16 protein-coding genes are annotated in these 18,236 nt (G+C 52.5%); 12 read left to right on the top strand and 4 right to left on the bottom strand.

Annotation, left to right across the window (positions count from 1 at the left end; translation table 11 throughout):
* The first annotated feature begins 127 nt into the window (after positions 1-127).
* The 12 genes from ACN0YD_RS09080 (at position 128) to ACN0YD_RS09025 (ending at position 15,372) form a co-directional block, all read left to right on the top strand.
* Positions 128-1,708 carry an acyl-CoA ligase (AMP-forming), exosortase A system-associated gene (locus ACN0YD_RS09080; RefSeq protein WP_417319015.1) on the top strand — a complete coding sequence of 527 codons (1,581 nt, stop codon included), beginning with the start codon at positions 128-130 and terminating at the stop codon, positions 1,706-1,708.
* Between the two features lie 13 nt (positions 1,709-1,721).
* Positions 1,722-2,960, top strand: a complete 1,239-nt coding sequence (locus ACN0YD_RS09075; protein ID WP_417319013.1) for a pyridoxal-dependent decarboxylase, exosortase A system-associated — start codon at positions 1,722-1,724, stop codon at positions 2,958-2,960.
* Positions 2,961-2,973: 13 nt separating this feature from the next.
* Positions 2,974-4,833, top strand: a complete 1,860-nt coding sequence (locus tag ACN0YD_RS09070; protein WP_417319011.1) for an asparagine synthetase B family protein — start codon at positions 2,974-2,976, stop codon at positions 4,831-4,833.
* A gap of 291 nt (positions 4,834-5,124) precedes the next feature.
* On the top strand, positions 5,125-5,727 hold the full coding sequence (locus ACN0YD_RS09065; RefSeq protein ID WP_417320199.1) for an XrtA/PEP-CTERM system exopolysaccharide export protein: 603 nt from the start codon (positions 5,125-5,127) through the stop codon (positions 5,725-5,727).
* 113 nt (positions 5,728-5,840) lie between these two features.
* Positions 5,841-7,436 (top strand): XrtA system polysaccharide chain length determinant, encoded by a 1,596-nt coding sequence (locus tag ACN0YD_RS09060; RefSeq protein ID WP_417319009.1) that lies wholly within the window; start codon positions 5,841-5,843, stop codon positions 7,434-7,436.
* 26 nt (positions 7,437-7,462) lie between these two features.
* The gene (locus ACN0YD_RS09055; RefSeq protein WP_417319008.1) at positions 7,463-8,449 is read left to right on the top strand and encodes an XrtA-associated tyrosine autokinase; all 987 of its coding nucleotides are present in this window, start codon (positions 7,463-7,465) and stop codon (positions 8,447-8,449) included.
* A gap of 24 nt (positions 8,450-8,473) precedes the next feature.
* Positions 8,474-9,928 carry a TIGR03016 family PEP-CTERM system-associated outer membrane protein gene (locus ACN0YD_RS09050; protein ID WP_417319006.1) on the top strand — a complete coding sequence of 485 codons (1,455 nt, stop codon included), beginning with the start codon at positions 8,474-8,476 and terminating at the stop codon, positions 9,926-9,928.
* A gap of 9 nt (positions 9,929-9,937) precedes the next feature.
* Positions 9,938-10,975, top strand: a complete 1,038-nt coding sequence (locus tag ACN0YD_RS09045) for an XrtA/PEP-CTERM system-associated ATPase (RefSeq protein ID WP_417319004.1) — start codon at positions 9,938-9,940, stop codon at positions 10,973-10,975.
* Between the two features lie 5 nt (positions 10,976-10,980).
* Positions 10,981-11,823 (top strand): XrtA system polysaccharide deacetylase, encoded by an 843-nt coding sequence (locus ACN0YD_RS09040; protein WP_417320197.1) that lies wholly within the window; start codon positions 10,981-10,983, stop codon positions 11,821-11,823.
* Between the two features lie 20 nt (positions 11,824-11,843).
* Complete coding sequence (locus ACN0YD_RS09035) at positions 11,844-12,878, top strand: FemAB family XrtA/PEP-CTERM system-associated protein (protein WP_417319002.1); 1,035 nt, start codon at positions 11,844-11,846, stop codon at positions 12,876-12,878.
* A 110-nt stretch (positions 12,879-12,988) separates the two neighbouring features.
* Positions 12,989-14,563: an exosortase A gene (xrtA, locus tag ACN0YD_RS09030; protein WP_417319001.1), complete on the top strand. Its 1,575-nt coding sequence runs from the start codon at positions 12,989-12,991 to the stop codon at positions 14,561-14,563.
* A 5-nt stretch (positions 14,564-14,568) separates the two neighbouring features.
* Positions 14,569-15,372: a S1 family peptidase gene (locus tag ACN0YD_RS09025; RefSeq protein ID WP_417318999.1), complete on the top strand. Its 804-nt coding sequence runs from the start codon at positions 14,569-14,571 to the stop codon at positions 15,370-15,372.
* Positions 15,373-15,423: 51 nt separating this feature from the next.
* Here ACN0YD_RS09025 and ACN0YD_RS09020 read toward each other — a convergent pair whose 3' ends face one another.
* From ACN0YD_RS09020 to pstB, 4 genes are all read right to left on the bottom strand, one after another.
* On the bottom strand, positions 15,424-15,681 hold the full coding sequence (locus tag ACN0YD_RS09020; protein ID WP_417318997.1) for a hypothetical protein: 258 nt from the start codon (positions 15,679-15,681) through the stop codon (positions 15,424-15,426).
* Between the two features lie 283 nt (positions 15,682-15,964).
* Positions 15,965-16,654, bottom strand: a complete 690-nt coding sequence (gene phoB / locus ACN0YD_RS09015; RefSeq protein WP_417318995.1) for a phosphate regulon transcriptional regulator PhoB — start codon at positions 16,652-16,654, stop codon at positions 15,965-15,967.
* A gap of 5 nt (positions 16,655-16,659) precedes the next feature.
* Positions 16,660-17,388 (bottom strand): phosphate signaling complex protein PhoU, encoded by a 729-nt coding sequence (gene phoU, locus ACN0YD_RS09010; protein ID WP_417318992.1) that lies wholly within the window; start codon positions 17,386-17,388, stop codon positions 16,660-16,662.
* A 35-nt stretch (positions 17,389-17,423) separates the two neighbouring features.
* Positions 17,424-18,233 carry a phosphate ABC transporter ATP-binding protein PstB gene (gene pstB / locus ACN0YD_RS09005; RefSeq protein WP_417318990.1) on the bottom strand — a complete coding sequence of 270 codons (810 nt, stop codon included), beginning with the start codon at positions 18,231-18,233 and terminating at the stop codon, positions 17,424-17,426.
* Between the last annotated feature and the right edge of the window lie 3 nt (positions 18,234-18,236).

Below are 18,236 nucleotides of genomic sequence, written 5' to 3'. Positions count from 1 at the left end.
TTTGTTAACCTGTGAAGACGTGGTTGCGGAACAAGGTCAGATTTTCTTGGTAAGCTGTTCATATTTCTCTAACTATTCTTCAATATCTTACGGTCCAATTGAAACAAGAAAAAAGAATACTCTCATCATGATCAACAGACTATCGGATTTTGTCAAAGCGCAATCCACAAGCCGTCCGGACCATACGGCGATTGTCTTCAAGGCAGAGGAAGTATCCTACGGTGAGTTTGCCCGTCTGAACGGCATATTCGGTGCCGCATTGATGTCGGCGGGGCTGTCAAAGAATGACCGGGTTGCTGTTTTTCTGCCGAAGCAGGTGGAGACACTGGTGACCGTTTTCGGGGCTTCCGAGGCGGGTGGCGTGTTTGTGCCTGTCAATCCGACCCTCAAGGCCCGCCAGGTGGTCTATATCCTCAAGGATTGCAATGTCAGATATCTGGTTACCAGCGCGGACCGGCTTGCCGGACTTGTGGAGGAACTGCAGGACTGTGATGATCTTGAACAGGTTATTCTGGTCGGGAAAATTCCTGACAGTCTGCCGGATGTGAAGGCTTCTATCACGTCCTGGGACGATTTTATGAGTAAAGGCGGCGAGGGGGACTGTACAGGCCATTCGGTGATCGACGCGGATATGGCAGCCATCCTCTATACATCGGGCAGTACGGGTATGCCGAAAGGTGTGATTGTATCCCATCGGAATCTTATTGTCGGGGCCGAAAGTGTCTCCACCTACCTTAAGAACACACCGGACGATAAAGTCCTGAGCGTGTTGCCGCTAAGCTTTGATGCCGGTTTCAGCCAGCTGACCACGGCTTTCCGGGTCGGCGCCACGGTGGTTCTGATGAATTATCTGATGCCGCGGGATGTGATCCGTCAGGCGGCCAAACACCGGGTAACCGGGATCACATGTGTGCCGCCTTTGTGGATTCAGCTCGAGGAAATGGAGTGGCCGCAGGAAACCGTGGACAGCATCCGCTATATTGCCACCACAGGCGGGCGTATGCCGGTGCCGGTGACGAAGTCCTTCCGCAAAAAGCTGCCGAAGACCGATATCTATCTGATGTACGGTTTGACCGAGGCTTTCAGGTCAACCTATTTGCCGCCGTCGGAAGTGGACCGGATCCCTGAGTCCATGGGCAAGGCGATCCCCAATGCGGAGATTATGGTCGTGCATGAGGACGGCACCCTTTGTGCGCCGGGTGAGCCGGGCGAACTTGTCCATCGAGGAGCGCTTGTCTCGCTCGGATACTGGAACGACCCGGAACGCACCGCAGAAAGATTTAGGCCCGCCCCCGGGCAGCCCGCGGGTATTCCCATGCCGGAGATTGCCGTCTGGTCCGGCGATACGGTAAAAACGGACGAAGACGGGTATCTCTATTTCGTCGGACGGCGGGATGAAATGATCAAGACATCGGGTTACAGGACAAGTCCTACCGAGCTTGAGGAAACCATTTACGCCAGCGGACTGATCGGAGAGATTGCTGCCATTGGTGTGGATCATGAAAAGCTCGGCCAGGCCATATGGATTGTGGCCACCGGCAAGGACGGGGCGAAACTTGACCAAGAGGCGGTACTGGCCTATTGCCGGGCGGAACTGCCCAGCTATATGGTGCCGCATAAAATCATAGAATGGCCATCTTTGCCCCGTAACCCGAACGGAAAAATTGACCGCAAGGCCATTGCCGCCGAGGTCACCGCAAAAGAATAAAGGAATATCGGCTGTGAAAGACAAGAAAAAACCGGAACATGCACCGATCAGCGGCTTCCCCGTTGTGGATGGAGAAATTACCCTGGGGGGTGTAAAGCTCTCAAGGCTCGCCGACAGGGTAGGATCGACACCCTTTTTCGCCTATGACCGCGGCCTGATGACGGCGCGGGTGCAGGAGATGCGCAAATATTTGCCGAAACAGGTGCAGCTTCATTACGCCATGAAGGCAAACCCCATGCCGGCGGTTGTACATCATATGGCGTCCCTGGTGGACGGTCTTGATGTGGCGTCCAGCGGCGAAATGGCGGTGGCGCTGGATACCGGAACGTCCCCGGAATTGATCAGCTTTGCCGGACCGGCAAAAACCGATGCGGAACTCAGCCAGGCGGTTGCAGCCGGCGTGGTCCTGAATATGGAATCTTTCGGCGAAATGCGCCGTATTGCGGATATTGGAAACCGTCAGGGTATCCGGCCGAAAGCGGCCATCAGGGTCAATCCGGATTTCGAGCTGAAATCATCGGGCATGAAAATGGGCGGTGGACCAAAACAATTCGGCGTGGATGCGGAACAGGTACCTGACATGCTGAAGGAACTGAAGGGCCTGGATCTGGATTTCCAGGGCTTTCATATTTTCAGCGGTTCCCAGAACCTGCGCGTGGACAGCATTCTCGAAACCCAGGAAAAAACGCTGGCGCTGGCTGTTCGTCTGGCAGCAGACGCGCCCTGTGTGCCGACATTCGTCAATATCGGCGGTGGTTACGGCATTCCCTATTTCCCGGGCGAGGAACCGCTTGATCTGAAGACAGCCGGAGCTGGTCTGGCAGAGTTGCTGCCGTCATTTGAAAAGGAATTGCCGAACTCGGAAGTTGTGATCGAACTTGGTCGTTTTTTTGTCGGCGAGGCGGGTATTTACGTCAGCAAGATTGTGGACCGCAAGATCTCCCGCGAACATGTTTTCCTGATGACCGATGGCGGCCTGCATCATCATCTCGCGGCCTCGGGTAATTTTGGTCAGGTGATTCGCAAGAATTATCCTGTGGAAATCGGCAACCGCATGGACGGCGGTAAGAAAGAAGAGGCCAGCGTTGTCGGCTGCCTGTGTACGCCACTGGACTTGCTGGGCAACAAGATGGAACTGCCGGTGGCTGAAATCGGCGATTACGTGGTTTTGTTCCAGTCCGGGGCGTATGGCCTGACCGCCAGTCCGACGGCCTTTCTAGGCCACGAAGCACCGAAGGAAATACTGGTTTAGGGGGTATAACCAAATGTCTGGTATTGCAGGTTGGCAGGGGCACGCGGGCGATAATGGAGCGGCAAACGCTCTGATCGATAAGATGGCTGGGTGCCTGATCCGTACCGACCACGAAAAACATCTGTTTAATCATATTAAGAAATCTTCCACATCCGGCGGTGCGCTGGCTGTGGTGGCTACGCCGAAGCGGGGCTCCCTTGACCAGGATGAGGCGGTATATGGCGCCGTGAACGGGATTGTTCACTGGCAGGACGACAGCCTTGCCGCATTGGCCGCGCAGAAAAATGATGCAGCCGCCTTCATTGAAGGATACCGGCGTTTTGATACGGATGTTTTCAGGCGGATGCAGGGGGCCTGGTCCGCTGCTCTTGTTGATCTGGAGAGAGGCGAAACACTCATCGCCATTGACCGGACCGGCATTCATTCCCTTTGTTATGCCTGTGGACGCGGAGGGGAGTTTATCTTTTCCACTGTGACGGATGCGGTGAAGCAGTTCCCGGGCCTGGAAACCACCATAAGCCCGCAGTCGGTCTATAACTATCTTTACTATTTTGTGGTGCCATCCCCCACGTCTATCTATGACCAGATGAACAAGCTGGAACCTGCCCAGTATGTCAGGTTCGCCAATGGCCAGGTAGACAAGGGATTTTATTGGTCCATGCCTTATACGACTGAAGCTTCCGGCAACCCGCAGGAGTGGAAAGAAGCGCTCTGGAAACTGCTTGATCGCAGTTTCGAGAAAGTCCTGAATGATACGGATCGCAGCCATCTCGGCGCCTTTCTCAGTGGCGGCCTGGACAGCAGCACAGTGGCCGGCCTGATGATGAAACATAACGGCGGCGGCAAAACCTTTACCATCGGATTTCACGAGAAAAAATTCGATGAAAGCGGCTACGCCCGGTTGACAGCGGAACATTTCCATACCGATCATCATGAATATTTCATGGAGCCGGGCGATGTGGAAAAGGTGATGACTGACATTGCCGGTATCTATGATGAACCTTACGGTAATCATTCGGCGGTAGCAGCCTATTATTGCGCCAGAATGGCGAAGGAAAACGGCGTAACGACCTTGCTGGCAGGCGATGGCGGGGACGAGATATTTGCCGGTAACGAACGCTACGTCACGATGAAAAAGATCGAGAAATACGCCCTGATCCCCGGGACGGTGCGGAAATATTTTCTCGAGCCGGTCCTGGAACTCCCGGGTATGCAGCATGTGCCGGTCGTTTCAAAAGCCCGGAGCCTGGCCCGACGCTATGCGACCCCCATGCCGGAACGTCTCTATTCCTACAGCTTTATCTCGGACGTGGAGCCGCAGGAAATTTTCCGTCCGGAATGCCGCGCCGGTCTTGACACGGAGCTGCCGCTTAATCTGATCCGACAGACCTATCACCGGCATGAAAACACCCAGATGCTGCAGCGAATGATGCATATGGACATGCAGATTACGCTCTCGGACAATGACCTGCGCAAGGTCAATCAGATGTGCCGGCTCGCCGGGGTGGATGTGCAGTATCCCTTCCTGGAGGATGAACTGGTTGAATTTGCCGCCGGTATTCCGGTAGACGTCCTGCTGCCCGGATACAAGCTTCGTGACTTTTTCAAATTTTCCATGAAGGGGTTTTTGCCGGATGAGACCCTGGCGAAGAAGAAGAAAGGGTTCGGCCTTCCCTTTATGGTCTGGATTCACCAGGAGAAGAGACTGAAAGAGCTGGTGACGGACAATGTATCGGATTTCAAGAAACGGGGATATCTGGAGAATGATTTTCTGGATGGAGTTATCGCCTCCTGCAGCCGGGAAGACGATCCCGGCGCGGGGCTTGCATGGGACCTGGCTGTGCTTGAAATATGGCTTAAGACCCATTATTAGCCAAATGGACTAGGATATTATCATAATTGGATTTTGTAGGACATATGATGTAATATGTGCCGCGAGCGGGGTGAGGCGATATGGTCATTGATGGCGACAAGCCATCCCGCATAATCTTATCCCCCAGTGTTTGCATTACTTTAACATTTTTCAGGTAAACATGGGATAATAAATGCATTTCGGGGTGGACCTGGCAAGGGGCATCACAAAAGAACGGTAATAGATGGAAGGGAATGTGCTGTGAATAAGAATAAAATCAAGATCACAACGATCCGTGATGTACTGCTTAAAATGGCTGCAGTATTTGGTGTGTTGGCTGTGGCCGGCTGTTCAAGTGGACATGGTGGTCTGCCGCCGGCGGCTTTTGTGCCGATTGAAGAAGGTCCGGGGCAGCCCTATGTGGTCGGTCCGCTTGACAATCTGCAGATTTTTGTCTGGCGTAACCCGGAACTGTCCACAAGCGTCACAGTTCGCCCGGACGGTCGTTTCTCCGTGCCGCTGATTGATGATATGGCAGCAACCGGCAGAACACCGACACAGCTCGCCCGGGATATCGAAAAGAAACTCTCCGAATATATTCAGAGCCCGATCGTGACGGTTATCGTCAGCGGTTTCCAGGGACCCTTTGCCCAGCAGGTGCGTGTTGTGGGATCCGCCACTTCGCCGCAGGCAATTCCCTACCGGGCGAATATGACTCTGCTGGACCTGATGATCGCTGTGGGCGGTACCACCGAGTTTGCCGCCGGCAACAGCGCGGTTCTGGCCCGGGTGGAAAACGGTGTGCAGAAGGAATATAACATCCGTATAGACGATCTGATCAAGGACGGAGACGTCAGTGCAAACGTGATGATTAATCCGGGTGATGTAATCATTATTCCGGAAAGCTTCTTCTAGGATAATAGCAACCGGGCGGATGAATGATATCCGCCCGGTTGCTGATTTCCGCCGGCGTCGGGGGGCGCCACAGGGCGGGTATATACTTGCTAGGTTTGGGAATTGAGAAAGACATGCAGGAACTATATCAACAAATAATATCCATCTTGTATGGTGTCTGGCGCAAGCGGCATTTCGCCCTGATTGTATCATGGGTGGTCTGTATAGCCGGCTGGATGTATGTCGCTCAGATTCCAAACAAATACCAGTCCAGCGCCAAGATTCACGTTGATGCCGAAACCATGCTGAAACCCCTTATGAAGGGTCTCGCCGTTTCCAACAATGTCTATGACCAGGTCCGCATGATGCGCCAGACCCTGATCAGTCGCCCGAATATTGAAAAGGTCATCCGCATGACCGATCTCGATATGACGGTCACTTCTGAAGAGGCGACGGAGAAACTGGTGGATTCCCTGAGTGAAGATATCAATATCAGTATCCAGGGGGCCGCAAACCTGTTCCAGATTTCCTATGAGAACAGCAACCCGACAGTAGCGAAAAAAGTTGTCCAGTCCCTTTTGAATATCTTTATTGAGGACAAGCTGGCCACGGGCCGCAAGGACCTGTCGTCCGCGCTGCGCTTCATTGAAGAACAAATCCGCGAATATGAAGAGCAGATGGAGATTGCCGAGCAGAGGACTGCGGAATTCAAGCAGAAGAACATGTCGTTCCTGTCCAGCCAGGGCAGATCCTATTTCGACCAGATGCAGCAGGCCCAGGAAGCTGTGGCCTCGGTGAAGAACCAGATCAACGAATATCGCAACAAGCAGAAGCAGATGAAAGGCTATCTGGAGAATATTCCGCCCTATCTGGCATCGGGCTCCGGAACCGGACCGTCAATTGGCGGCGGCGGACCCGCGAGCTCCAGTAATCTGGCGGGCAGAATTTCCATTCTCGAGCAGCGTCTGGACGATCTGTATGCCCGCGGATACAAGGACCAGCATCCTGACGTCAAGATCATCACCACCCAGATCGAGGATTTGCGTGGGAAAATGGAGGCCGAACAGGCTGAACTTGCCAAGGCTCTCGAAGAAGGGGATACGGAAAAGCTTCAGTCGACGGCTGGAGTGCGGCCAAACCCGGTCTATGACCAGCTGAACATGAATATCATCGAACTGGAAGGCGAGATTGCCAGTCTCCAGGCCCGGTTGACGCAGAAGGAAGAGGAAGTCAAACGTCTGGCCTCCTACGCCCAGCGCGTGCCGGAAGTGGAAGCCGAACTGGCCCGGCTTAACCGTGATTACGGTATTATCAAAAGGAACTATAACGAACTGCTGGAAAAACGTGAATCAGCGAGGATTTCACAGGATCTGGAAACCAAGTCCGATCGCGTGCAGTTCCGGGTGATCGAGCCGCCGCAGGAGGCTCGTGAGCCGAGCAGCCCGAACCGCCTTCTGTATGTTATCGGGGTTCTGTTCGTCGGGCTTGGCGCCGGTGTCGGGGTTGCATTCCTGATGAGCCAGATGCATTCGACTTTCTCCACTGAACAGCGCTTGAGGGATGTTCTCTCCATGCCTGTTCTGGGCAGCATTTCCGCTATTCCGTCGCCGCAGGAACTCCGTGGCAGGAAACGCAAGCTGATCCTGTTTTCAATCATGCTGGCCGGATTGTTCGTCTCCTGCATCAGTGTCTATGCAATGATGAACTATTTCCATATGCCCACGGCGTAAAACCTGAACGTATAAGAAGAAAAATCATGAGTTTGATCGAAAAAGCTGCAGAGAAGATGAAAAAGGCGGAAAGCCTTGTTGAAAAGGCTGCCAGGAAGGCGGCGGAGGCCGCTGAAAAGGCAGAGACTTCTCCCCAGCCTTCTGCTGACCAGGCTGCTGCCGAGGCACCGTCGACACCGCCGGTTAAGCAACCGCCTGTACAGAAGCAGTCGGAACCGCAGTCAGAACCAGCTGCTATACCTCAGGTGGAACAGCGTTCCAGGTCCTATGGTCGTACGAGCCGGTATGTTGAGATAAATTTTGATGAGCTTCGGGCTCAGAATGTTCCGGTGATGGAAACCGATGAAACGGTCATTTCGGAAGAGTTCAGGATTGTCAAAAGAAGCCTCTTGCTGAATGCCTTCGCCAAGGGTAGATCCGCCATCAAGAACGGCAATATCATCATGGTGACAAGCACCCAGCCCGATGAGGGCAAGACCTTCTGCGCCATTAGTCTGGCCATGAGTATGGCGATGGAACGGGATCTCACGGTTCTGCTGATTGATGCGGATGTGGAAAAGCCGGATGTGATGAAACGGCTTGGTGTAAAGGCGGACAAGGGCCTGATCGATGTGATTGAGGACAAGAACCTTGACCTTTCTGATTGTCTGCTGAAAACCAACATTCCGAACCTCACGCTTCTGCCGGCGGGTAAGAAGCACCGTCTGACCACCGAGCTTCTGGCCAGTGAGCGGATGGGAGATATTGTAGACGAGGTTGCCAAGCGTTATCCGGATCGGGTGATCATTATCGATTCACCACCGGTTCTGGCCAGCAGTTCGGCATCAGTTCTGGCCCTCAGCGTAGGGCAGGTGCTTTATGTCGTAGAGGCTGACAAGACCCGTGAAATCGATCTCAAGGAAGCCCTGTCGATGATCGGCTCTAGTGAGCACATCAATCTTCTTCTGAACAAGTCGCGTTTCTCCGGCGGCAAGAAGAAATTCGGGTCCTATTACGGTTACGGTCACCAATAAAAAACAACAAATCGGGGCGGGAATATGTATAAACAGAATAAAATCGCTTGTGTTCTCCTTCCGGCAATTGCCGGGGTATCCGTGCCTTTTGCCGGCATGGCGGCCGACTGGGATGTTGTCCCTTCGCTGACCGTGACAGAAACCTATACCGACAATGTGGATCTGGACAGCGCCGAGGCCCAGGGCGATTTTATCACACAGGTTGCGCCTTCCATTGCTGTCAGGGCGGACGGTGCGCGGCTTGATGTGGATTTTCGTTATACCCCTAACTATTTCTATTATCCCGATGCCGAAGGCGATCAAGACGAGGTGCGCCACAACCTGTTTCTTCACACCAACACGGAATTGTCCCGCGATCTGTTTTTTGTTTCGGCCACGGCCAATATCAATCAGCGCTTTCTGGACCGTCGACAGGCGATTTCCAGCAGCGAAGGCAGCAGGACCCAGAACAGGGCAACCATTCAGACCTATCAGATCAGCCCCTATCTGGTTCGTCATTTTGGTAGCTTTGCCGACGCCCGGCTCGAAGCGAACGTCAGGCATGTGCGCAGTGACGACAGGGAGCGCCTTGATGCGGCAGGATCGGACTTTGACAAGGCAACCAGCTACGGTACGACATTCTCACTGGACAGCGGCACTGAATTTTCACGCTTCGAATGGAATTACAGTGCGTTCTACAATAACCAGGAACGGGTAAGGTCCAGTGATTATGTCACTTATGGCACCCGTCTGGACGGCAGTTATCGGATTAACCGGATGCTGAGCCTGCTGGGCAGCGTCGGTTACCAGTCCCGCGACGCCAACAGCACTTTCGTTAATTTTGACAATTTTGTCTGGGATGCGGGTTTCCGGCTCGTGCCGGGTCCGCGGACGTCTATTTCTTTTCGCTACGGGAACCAGTACCAGGGAGATACCTTTTCCCTGGATGCCTTTTACCGGATTACGCCGAAGGCCCAGATTACTGTGAGCTACGATGACCGTCTGGAAACCTACCAGACCCTGGAAGTTCTGGACTTTGTCATTCTTGACCCCTTCTCGGGTGAGGTCACAAACGGCGGAACCGAATTTCTGGATGACAGTTTTGTCCGTACCAAAACCTGGCGGGTAAGCCTGCAGGGCGAACGCGGCCGGACAAGTTACAGCCTGAGCGGAACCAACAGAAGATATTTCAATGAAGTCGTGACTCGTGACGAGGAACGCTGGACGGCGGCTTTCTCCCTGAGCCGCACGATCAGCCGTAAGCTAAGCGCCACGGTGCACGGATCATTCAGTTATTCTGAATATATTGACAGGTTCGGTGATTTTTCATTTGCTGTTGACGATAAATTCTGGAGTGCGGGCGCCAATATGTCCTATCGCGTTTCTGAATCACTGACATCAACCCTGTCTTACGTACATTCTGACAGGTCAGGCACGCGCCTGCCCTTGCTGAATCGTCCGTCAAATTATATTTCTTTTTCACTCAGGGCGGCACTTTAGGTTTAAACCATGTATGCTGAATTTTACGGTCTAGAAGGCAAGCCCTTTCAGTTGACACCGGACCCCCGGTTCTACTTTGACAGTAGTACCCATCACAAGGCCATGGCCTACCTGACGTACGGTTTGAGCCAGGGAGAAGGATTTATTATCATTACCGGCGAGATCGGGGCCGGCAAGACCACGCTTGTGGGGCATCTGCTGAACGAGCTCGACACGGACAAATTCGTTGCGGCGAAAATCGTAACCACCAATCTGGAGGCGGATGATATCCTCAGAATGGTTGCTGTCGGTTTCGGACTTGATGTTACCGGCAAGGACAAATCCATCCTGCTTCGGGATATCGAAACCTTTCTCCGCCAAAATCACAGAAACGGCAGACGCGCCCTGCTGCTGATCGACGAGGTTCAGAACCTGCCGACCAAAGCGCTGGAGGAGTTGCGCATGTTGTCCAATTTCCAGGAAGGGGACAGGGCGCTGCTGCAGAGTTTTCTGGTCGGCCAGCCCGAATTCCGCGACAAGTGGGCCTTTGATCCGGACCTGGAGCAGTTGCGTCAACGTGTGATCGCTACCCATCATTTGCAGGCCATGACCTATGACGAGACCCGTGAATATGTGGAACATCGCCTGACATTGGTGGGCTGGAAGAATAATCCGTCCTTTGACGACGGCGCATTCAGGAAAATTTACGAATATACCCAAGGGGTGCCGAGGCGTCTGAATACACTCTGTTCCCGTATTCTCCTGTATGGTGCCATCGAGGAAGTTCACGCCATTACGGAAAAGATTGTTGCGGATGTTATTGCCGACATGGAGCAGGAAAACGCTCTGGCAACCCGGCCTGTGAACAGTCCGTCTTCCATCAGAGGACCAATTAACGGTGGCGGTGGACAGATGGCCAGCGCGGCAGAAGGTGCCTCATTGCCGGCCGATCTTGAAGAACGCCTTGACCGGCTCGAAAAATATGTACGTGTCCATGACGAGACGATCAAGGCAGTCCTGGACATTGCCTCTGTCTGGATTGGAAAAAATGCCGAGAGGGGCGAGTGACAGTCATGACAGGTCGGATCAGGAACGCCATGACGGTGGATGTGGAGGATTATTTTCAGGTTGGCGCCTTTGAAAATGATATTCGGCGTGAAGACTGGGATTCTCTGCCCTGCCGCGTAGAACGCAATATGGATGTGATCCTGAATATGTTCGATGAGGCTGGCACAAAGGCCACATTCTTCACCCTGGGCTGGGTGGCGGAGCGTTATCCCGCCGTTGTCAGACGGATTGTGGAAGAGGGACACGAACTGGCCAGTCACGGCATGGCGCACTGGCGCGTTACCCATCAAAGTCCGGAGGAATTCCGGGAAGATGTTCTCCGGTCAAAGAAACTACTCGAAGACGTGGGGGGGTGTCCCATCAGAGGGTACCGTGCGGCCAGTTTTTCCATCGGTGAGAAGAACCTCTGGGCACTGGATATTCTGGAAGAAGCCGGGTTTGACTATAGCTCGAGCATCTATCCTATCCGGCATGACCACTACGGAATGCCTAATGCGCCCAGGTTCGCTTTCCGCCCCATTGAGGGGCGTAACTTCCTGGAAATGCCTGTAACCACGGTGGACGTGGCGGGAAAGAAAATTCCCTGCGGAGGCGGCGGGTATTTCAGGCTGTTGCCCTATTTTCTGTCAAAATGGGCCATGTCCCGGGTCAATAACAGGGATGATCAGTCCTGCATTTTCTATTTTCACCCGTGGGAGATTGATCCGGACCAGCCGAGACAGGAGCAGGCGGGGCTGAAGTCCAGGTTCAGGCATTACACAAATCTTGATGTCATGGAAAAGAAACTGCGTCGGGCGCTTGCCGATTTCAGCTGGGGACGGATGGACGAGATCTTTCTGAAAAACTAGATTTTCTCACAGGGGCGGGTATGCAGGTTAAACAATACGATATCAACGGGGATCCTACGGCGTGGAATGACTATGTGCTCGCCCATCCGGCAGGCACGGCAGCTCATATGCTTGCCTGGGGGCGGGCGGCGCATGTCAGTATGGGACATCCGCTTTACTATCTTTATGTGGAGGACGAGGGCAGGATCCGTGGTCTGGTGCCGCTTGTCCATGTCAAAAGCCGCCTTTTCGGCAATTCCCTTATTTCTGTTGCGTTTTCGACCAACGGCGGTCCTCTGTTTGACAACAGGGAAGTGCTTGCCCTGCTGGATCAGGAATGCGCCCGGCTGGCCGAGGAACTTAAGGTGGATTGTATCGAGTTCCGCAACATGGATCGGGTGCACGACGACTGGCCCTGCAAGGACGAGATGTATTCGGTTTTTCGCAAGGAGCTTTCCCCGGACAATGAAGAGAACATGATGGCCATCCCCCGCAAGCAGCGGGCCATGGTCAGAAAAGGCATCAAGTTCGAATTGACGGCTGAAATTGACCAGGATGTGGGGCGGCTCTATTCCCTTTATGCGGAAAGTGTACGTAACCTGGGCACGCCGGTCTTCCCGAAAAAACTGTTTCAGGCCATGAAGGACGAATTTGGCAATGATTGTGAGATCCTGACGGTATGTACGCCCGAAGGGCAGGCGATTGCCAGTGTGATGAGCATTTATTTCCGAAACGAGGTTTTTCCTTATTACGGCGGTGCCACGATCGAAGCCAGGAAATATGCCGCCAACGACTTCATGTACTGGTCGGTGATGGAGCGGGCGGTTACGGAACGCAGTGTTGAAATTTTCGATTTTGGCCGCAGCAAGAACAATACCGGGTCGTTCAGTTTCAAGAAAAACTGGGGGTTCGAGCCGCGTCCGCTGCACTATGAATATTACCTGCGTGAAGGATGCCAGGTGCCAGAAGTGAATCCAATGAACCCCAAATACCGGTTGATGATCAATACCTGGAAGAAACTGCCGCTGGGTATGGCCAACTTCCTGGGGCCGATGATTTCACGGTCCCTGGGGTAGGTGTCCCTGCACCGGTCGGGGAAAGTTTAAGGATAAATAACTGTTTGGAAACCTGTTTGCTCCATAACGGTTGGGGGAAAATAATGTCGGTTTTAGGTGTATAGGGAAAAGTGATCAGGTTGTTTGAAAATGATTTGAGTGTGCGCCAGAGATGGATCAAGACAGCTGTTGTCTGGGCTTTGCTTCTGGCTGCGGTTTTGGTCTCCTTCTGGCAGAGTATTACCACCGTTGTGGGCATTTGGTGGAATGAGGCCTATTACAATCACTGTCTCCTGATCATTCCCATCGTCATTTATGTCCTGTATGAACGTCGGGAAATATTTGACCGGCTCGCCCCGAGGCCCTCAGCCTGGGGTTTGCTGTTGACCGGCATTGGCGCCCTTGGTTGGCTTGTGGGGGATCTGGCGGATACAAATGTGGTCAGACAGTTTGGGCTTGTGGTATTGCTGCAGGGGACCATTCTAACAATGATTGGCGTTCGGGCCGTCTATAGCCTGCTGTTTCCCTTCCTGTTTCTGTATTTTCTGATCCCGTTTGGTAACTTTCTGATTCCAACATTGCAGGATGTCACTACGTTCTTTGTGGTTTCTACCCTGAATGCCCTTGATATTCCTGTTTATGTGGAAGGTGTATTCCTGACGGTACCCAATGGAAAGTTCCATGTGGCCGAAGCCTGCGCCGGCTTGCGTTTCCTGGTGGCGACGGTTGCACTTGGCCTGCTGATGGCCAATATCGCCTACAAGACCATTGGTCGCCAGATTATTGTGGTTTTGCTGTCTCTTATTGTACCGGTACTGGCCAATGGCGCCAGGGCGACGGGCATTGTCCTGGTTGGCTACTATTCCGAAATGAAATATGCGGTGGGTGTTGATCACCTGGTTTATGGCTGGGTGTTTTTCGCCTTTGTCCTTTTGCTTTTTATATCCATCGCCATGACCTTTACCAACCGCAAGGTGACTGACGGATATATTGATTTCACCCGGGAATACTGGAGCCGGCCGTTGCCGGATGCCACGCCTCGTCATTGGGGACTCATGTTTGCCGCATCGGTTCTTTTGGTGGTATCCGCACCTCTCTACAGCCTGGGTATCGAAAACAGGTTTTCGGCCCAGGCGCAGGAAAGCCGCCTTCAGGTGGAATTTCCCGCCTTTTCCAGGTCTGACGTGGACAGCGACTGGCGTCCCAGGTTCGAAGGGGCGGATGAGGAATATTTTGACAGTTACCTGATCGGGACAGGCCAGACTTTTGATGTTTATGCTGCCAGGTATACCTATCAGTTCCACAGCAAGGAAATGATCAGGTTCGGCAATACGGTCGCCGCGCCCGAAATCTGGTCGCGCACTGCCGGCGGCAGCCGGACGGTTGTTTTTGGCGGCCGGAAATACAGGATGGTAGAGGAAGTGCTGCATACCGGTTATGGAAACCGACTGGTGTGGTATGTGTACCTGGTAGATGGCAGCTTTACCAATACTCCATATCTTGCAAAGCTCTATGATGCCCGGGCAAAACTTTTCGGCGGCAATCTGGAAGCAATGGTATTTGCGATTTCCCTGCCGATAAAAGACGATAATGAAAAAGCCGCGCGCGAAATCCTGGAAGGGGTTGCCCAAAAAATGCCATCGATCCATACTATTCTTGGCGTAGGAGTAGCTGAGCAGCAAGCGGAACACTCCGCAGACAGGTGATTTATATGAAAACCGGAACCGGCTCCTTTATTATTCTTATTTTTCTGGCGATTTTCTTTGCCGGTTCTGCTGTTGCACATGACAGCACCGGGGATTTCCCAAAGATTGTAAAGAAAGTTACCCCGTCGGTTGTGGGGATTGCGACACATAACCCATTGGGATCGCCGCAGAATGTGTTGCGCGGTACTGGTTTTGCCGTTTATGACGGCAGATATGTGATTACAAATGCCCATGTGTTGCCGGACCCCGCGAGGATGAAAAGCAGGGAATCGATTATTGTTCTTGTTGGTGTTGGCCGTCAGCCGGACATCCGGCAGGTGGAAATTGTAGAAACCAACAAACAGCACGACCTTGCTTTGTTGCGGATCTCCGGCGCGCCTCTTCCTGCTCTAAAGCTTGGCAACGGCGCTTTGATTGATCCCGGAACATCTATTGCTTTTACAGGGTTCCCCATTGGTGCGGTGCTCGGCCTTTATCCGGTTACCCATCGGGGGTTTGTTGCCGCCATCACGCCAAATGTCATTCCCCAGCCTTCGGCCCGCTATCTGGATATTAAAATCATCACCCAGTCGCGATTTGAAGTTTACCAGCTTGATGCAACGGCCTATCCGGGCAATAGCGGCAGTCCCCTGTATGATGCGGGCAGCGGACAGGTGGAAGGGGTAATCAATAGCGTGAAAGTAAAGGGTACCAAGGAGAATGCCCTGAAATCACCAAGTGGGATCACTTTTGCCATTCCGGCAGTTTACATCCATGAGATCCTGAATGAAGCCGGCCTCAGCACTGCTGGAGGCCGCAAGGCGAAATAAGCAGGGTTTCCAAAGCTATATCCGACAACAAACCAGAAATAACGTCCGGTTTCAGTCGTCTTCCTTCCGCTCCTGTTTGTTCTGACCTGCAGCAGGCATGATTTCCTGAACTTTTTCGGCGTCTTCCGGAGAAACAGTTTCTTCCTTGTGGAGGGTGTTCTTGGCGATTTCGCTGTCAGGGGAACGAAGGGCACTGTAAACCGAGGCGACAGCGACAACCCAGCCCAAAACGGCGCCAACGACCCAGATCATCACAGACTGCCGCATGGAAAGGCGCTCATCGCTATTTTTATCGGTATTATCAGCCATTGTAACTCTCAATTATATCAATAAGTTAGTCTCTGTGCCCGATAACGTTCTTATCCTATAGTTAATAAAATCTTATGGCCAGAGATTTTTTAATCAATTTTTTTTCAATGCTAAACGTCTGTCACGTAAATAATATATAGCTAGATATACAAGAATTGTGCCAAAAATTATAAATCTATAGATTACAGCTAGTTATTATGTATTAGCCTGACACAGGCATAAAAAAACTGCCGATAGTTGTAAAAAATACCGACAGTTTGTATGGATTATTTTACACTTGAGGTCAGATGTCCTTATCCAGCGCATATCCTGCCGATCGGACGGTCCTGATGATATTCGGACTCTGATCGATATTAAGGGCCTTTCTCAGGCGGCGGATATGGACGTCAACTGTCCGGGATTCAACATAAATATCATTGCCCCAGACGGAATCCAGAAGCTGTTCCCGGGAAAATACCCGCCCGGGGTTTTCCATGAAGTGTTTCAGCATCCTGTATTCGGTAGGGCCGAGATGGAGGGCCGTACCGTCCCTTGAAACCTTATGGGACGCCGTGTCCATGACGATACCCGCATATTCCAGGGTTTCCCCGGACAAGGCCGGACGAATACGGCGCAGGATGGCGTTGATCCGGGCGATCAGTTCCTTGGGAGAAAATGGTTTGGTGATATAGTCATCGGCGCCTGTCTCCAGACCGCGAATGCGATCCGTTTCCTCGGATCTGGCCGTCAACATGATGATCGGGATGTTTTTTGTCGTATTTTCCCGCCGCAGTCTGCGGCAGATTTCAATGCCGGACAAATTCGGCAACATCCAGTCGAGAAGGATCAGATCCGGATTTTCGTCCGAGGCGGATATCAATCCCTCTTCACCGTCTGCTTCACAGGTTACCCTGAAGCCTTCCTGCTCCAGGTTATATCTGACCAGTTCCGTCAGGTTCTGATCGTCTTCGATAAGTAATATATGTGCACTCATAACATTCACTTATTTTTTGTGTCGCTAATTCCCACGTCAACATAGCTGGTATCGTCTTTTTTAGGACGCTTGAGCTCCAGCAGCTCACCTTCGGTGATGTAGTAGACAATTTCTGCAATGTTTGTGGTTTGATCCCCGGCGCGCTCGATATTCTTGGCGATAAACAACAGGTGAGTGGCGCTGGTGATATATTGAGGTTTTTCCATCATATAGGTCAGCAGATCACGAAACAGGATATCGTAGAGGCTGTCCACTTCCTGGTCGCGGTTCCAGACCTCAATGGCAAGACTGGTGTCACGCTTGACATAGGCATCCAGCACATCAAGAAGCATTTCTTGGGTGATTTTGACCATCTGGGAGAGAATTGTCGTGCTGCCCGGCAGATGATCGATCTGATTGAGAACGCTCAGGCGTTTGGCCATGTTTTTGGCATAGTCCCCCATGCGCTCAAGGGACGTACTGATTTTGATGGAGGAAATCACCTCCCGCAGATCGTCGGCAACCGGGGCGCGAAGGGCGATGACCTCAACGGCAAACTTTTCGATTTCCAGCTCGAGCTGGTCGATGGCCTTGTCATCTTTGCGGACTTCCTCCGCAAGCTTTTTGTCTTTGTCAGTAAGGGCTCTGTTGGCCAGTGTGAACTGTTCCTCGACCAGATTGCCCATCTGGACAATCTTCTTGCGAAGATCGTTCAGGTTCTCATCAAAGGAGGCAACAATGTGACTGTCTGTCATATCTTTCTTGTCCTGTAAAGCGGACTCGATGGCGATCAGCCATAGCGTCCGGTAATATAATCTTTCGTTTTTTCCTCTTTGGGATTGGTGAAAATATTCACCGTGTCGTCATATTCGACCAGATCGCCAAGGTGGAAAAATGCCGTTTTCTGGGAAACACGCGCTGCCTGTTGCATGGAGTGCGTGACAATAACGATAGCATAGCGTCCTTTAAGTTCGTCGATCAGCTCTTCAATAATTGCTGTGGCGATAGGGTCGAGTGCCGAACAGGGCTCGTCCATCAAAATAACTTCCGGATTTACGGCAATGGTGCGGGCAATACAAAGGCGCTGCTGCTGACCGCCGGAAAGTGAGGTGCCCGGGGTATCCAGGCGATCCTTAACTTCTTCCCACAGGCCGGCTTTTTGCAGGCTGGTGAAGACCACCTCATCAAGTTCCGTATTGTTGTTGGCGAGACCATGGATGCGCGGACCGTATGCCACATTGTCATAGATTGACTTGGGGAAGGGATTGGGTTTCTGGAACACCATGCCGACCCGGGCGCGCAGTTGCACAACATCGACCTTCTTGCCGTAGATATCCTCTCCGTCGAGGCTGATATTGCCAGTCACCCGACAGATCGGGATCGTGTCATTCATCCTGTTCAGGCAACGCAGGAAGGTGGACTTGCCGCAGCCGGAGGGACCGATCAGAGCGGTTACTTCGTCGGAGTTGATGTCCAGACTGACGTCTTTGATAGCCTGGGTTTCACCATAATATACGTCGACATTCCGGGCCCTCATTTTTGCGGTCTTCTGCGAGGAAGGAATGGTCTGCTCTTCGTTTTGTACGTTCATAATGTTCATCTT

The sequence above is a fragment of the Emcibacter sp. genome, from assembly GCF_048269205.1.
Lineage (GTDB): Bacteria > Pseudomonadota > Alphaproteobacteria > Sphingomonadales > Emcibacteraceae > Emcibacter.
Note: the sequence above shows the minus strand (reverse complement) of the source record. Positions and strands in the feature narration are given on the sequence as shown.

Coding starts and splice junctions, on each gene's coding strand:
- pstB (WP_417318990.1), bottom strand. CDS start 18,233: ATGAACATTATGAACGTACAAAACGAAGAGCAGACCATTCCTTCCTCG.
- phoB (WP_417318995.1), bottom strand. CDS start 16,654: ATGAGTGCACATATATTACTTATCGAAGACGATCAGAACCTGACGGAA.
- phoU (WP_417318992.1), bottom strand. CDS start 17,388: ATGACAGACAGTCACATTGTTGCCTCCTTTGATGAGAACCTGAACGAT.
- ACN0YD_RS09025 (WP_417318999.1), top strand. CDS start 14,569: ATGAAAACCGGAACCGGCTCCTTTATTATTCTTATTTTTCTGGCGATT.
- ACN0YD_RS09050 (WP_417319006.1), top strand. CDS start 8,474: ATGTATAAACAGAATAAAATCGCTTGTGTTCTCCTTCCGGCAATTGCC.
- ACN0YD_RS09060 (WP_417319009.1), top strand. CDS start 5,841: ATGCAGGAACTATATCAACAAATAATATCCATCTTGTATGGTGTCTGG.
- ACN0YD_RS09065 (WP_417320199.1), top strand. CDS start 5,125: ATGGCTGCAGTATTTGGTGTGTTGGCTGTGGCCGGCTGTTCAAGTGGA.
- ACN0YD_RS09020 (WP_417318997.1), bottom strand. CDS start 15,681: ATGGCTGATAATACCGATAAAAATAGCGATGAGCGCCTTTCCATGCGG.
- ACN0YD_RS09080 (WP_417319015.1), top strand. CDS start 128: ATGATCAACAGACTATCGGATTTTGTCAAAGCGCAATCCACAAGCCGT.
- ACN0YD_RS09045 (WP_417319004.1), top strand. CDS start 9,938: ATGTATGCTGAATTTTACGGTCTAGAAGGCAAGCCCTTTCAGTTGACA.
- ACN0YD_RS09055 (WP_417319008.1), top strand. CDS start 7,463: ATGAGTTTGATCGAAAAAGCTGCAGAGAAGATGAAAAAGGCGGAAAGC.
- ACN0YD_RS09040 (WP_417320197.1), top strand. CDS start 10,981: ATGACAGGTCGGATCAGGAACGCCATGACGGTGGATGTGGAGGATTAT.
- ACN0YD_RS09070 (WP_417319011.1), top strand. CDS start 2,974: ATGTCTGGTATTGCAGGTTGGCAGGGGCACGCGGGCGATAATGGAGCG.
- ACN0YD_RS09035 (WP_417319002.1), top strand. CDS start 11,844: ATGCAGGTTAAACAATACGATATCAACGGGGATCCTACGGCGTGGAAT.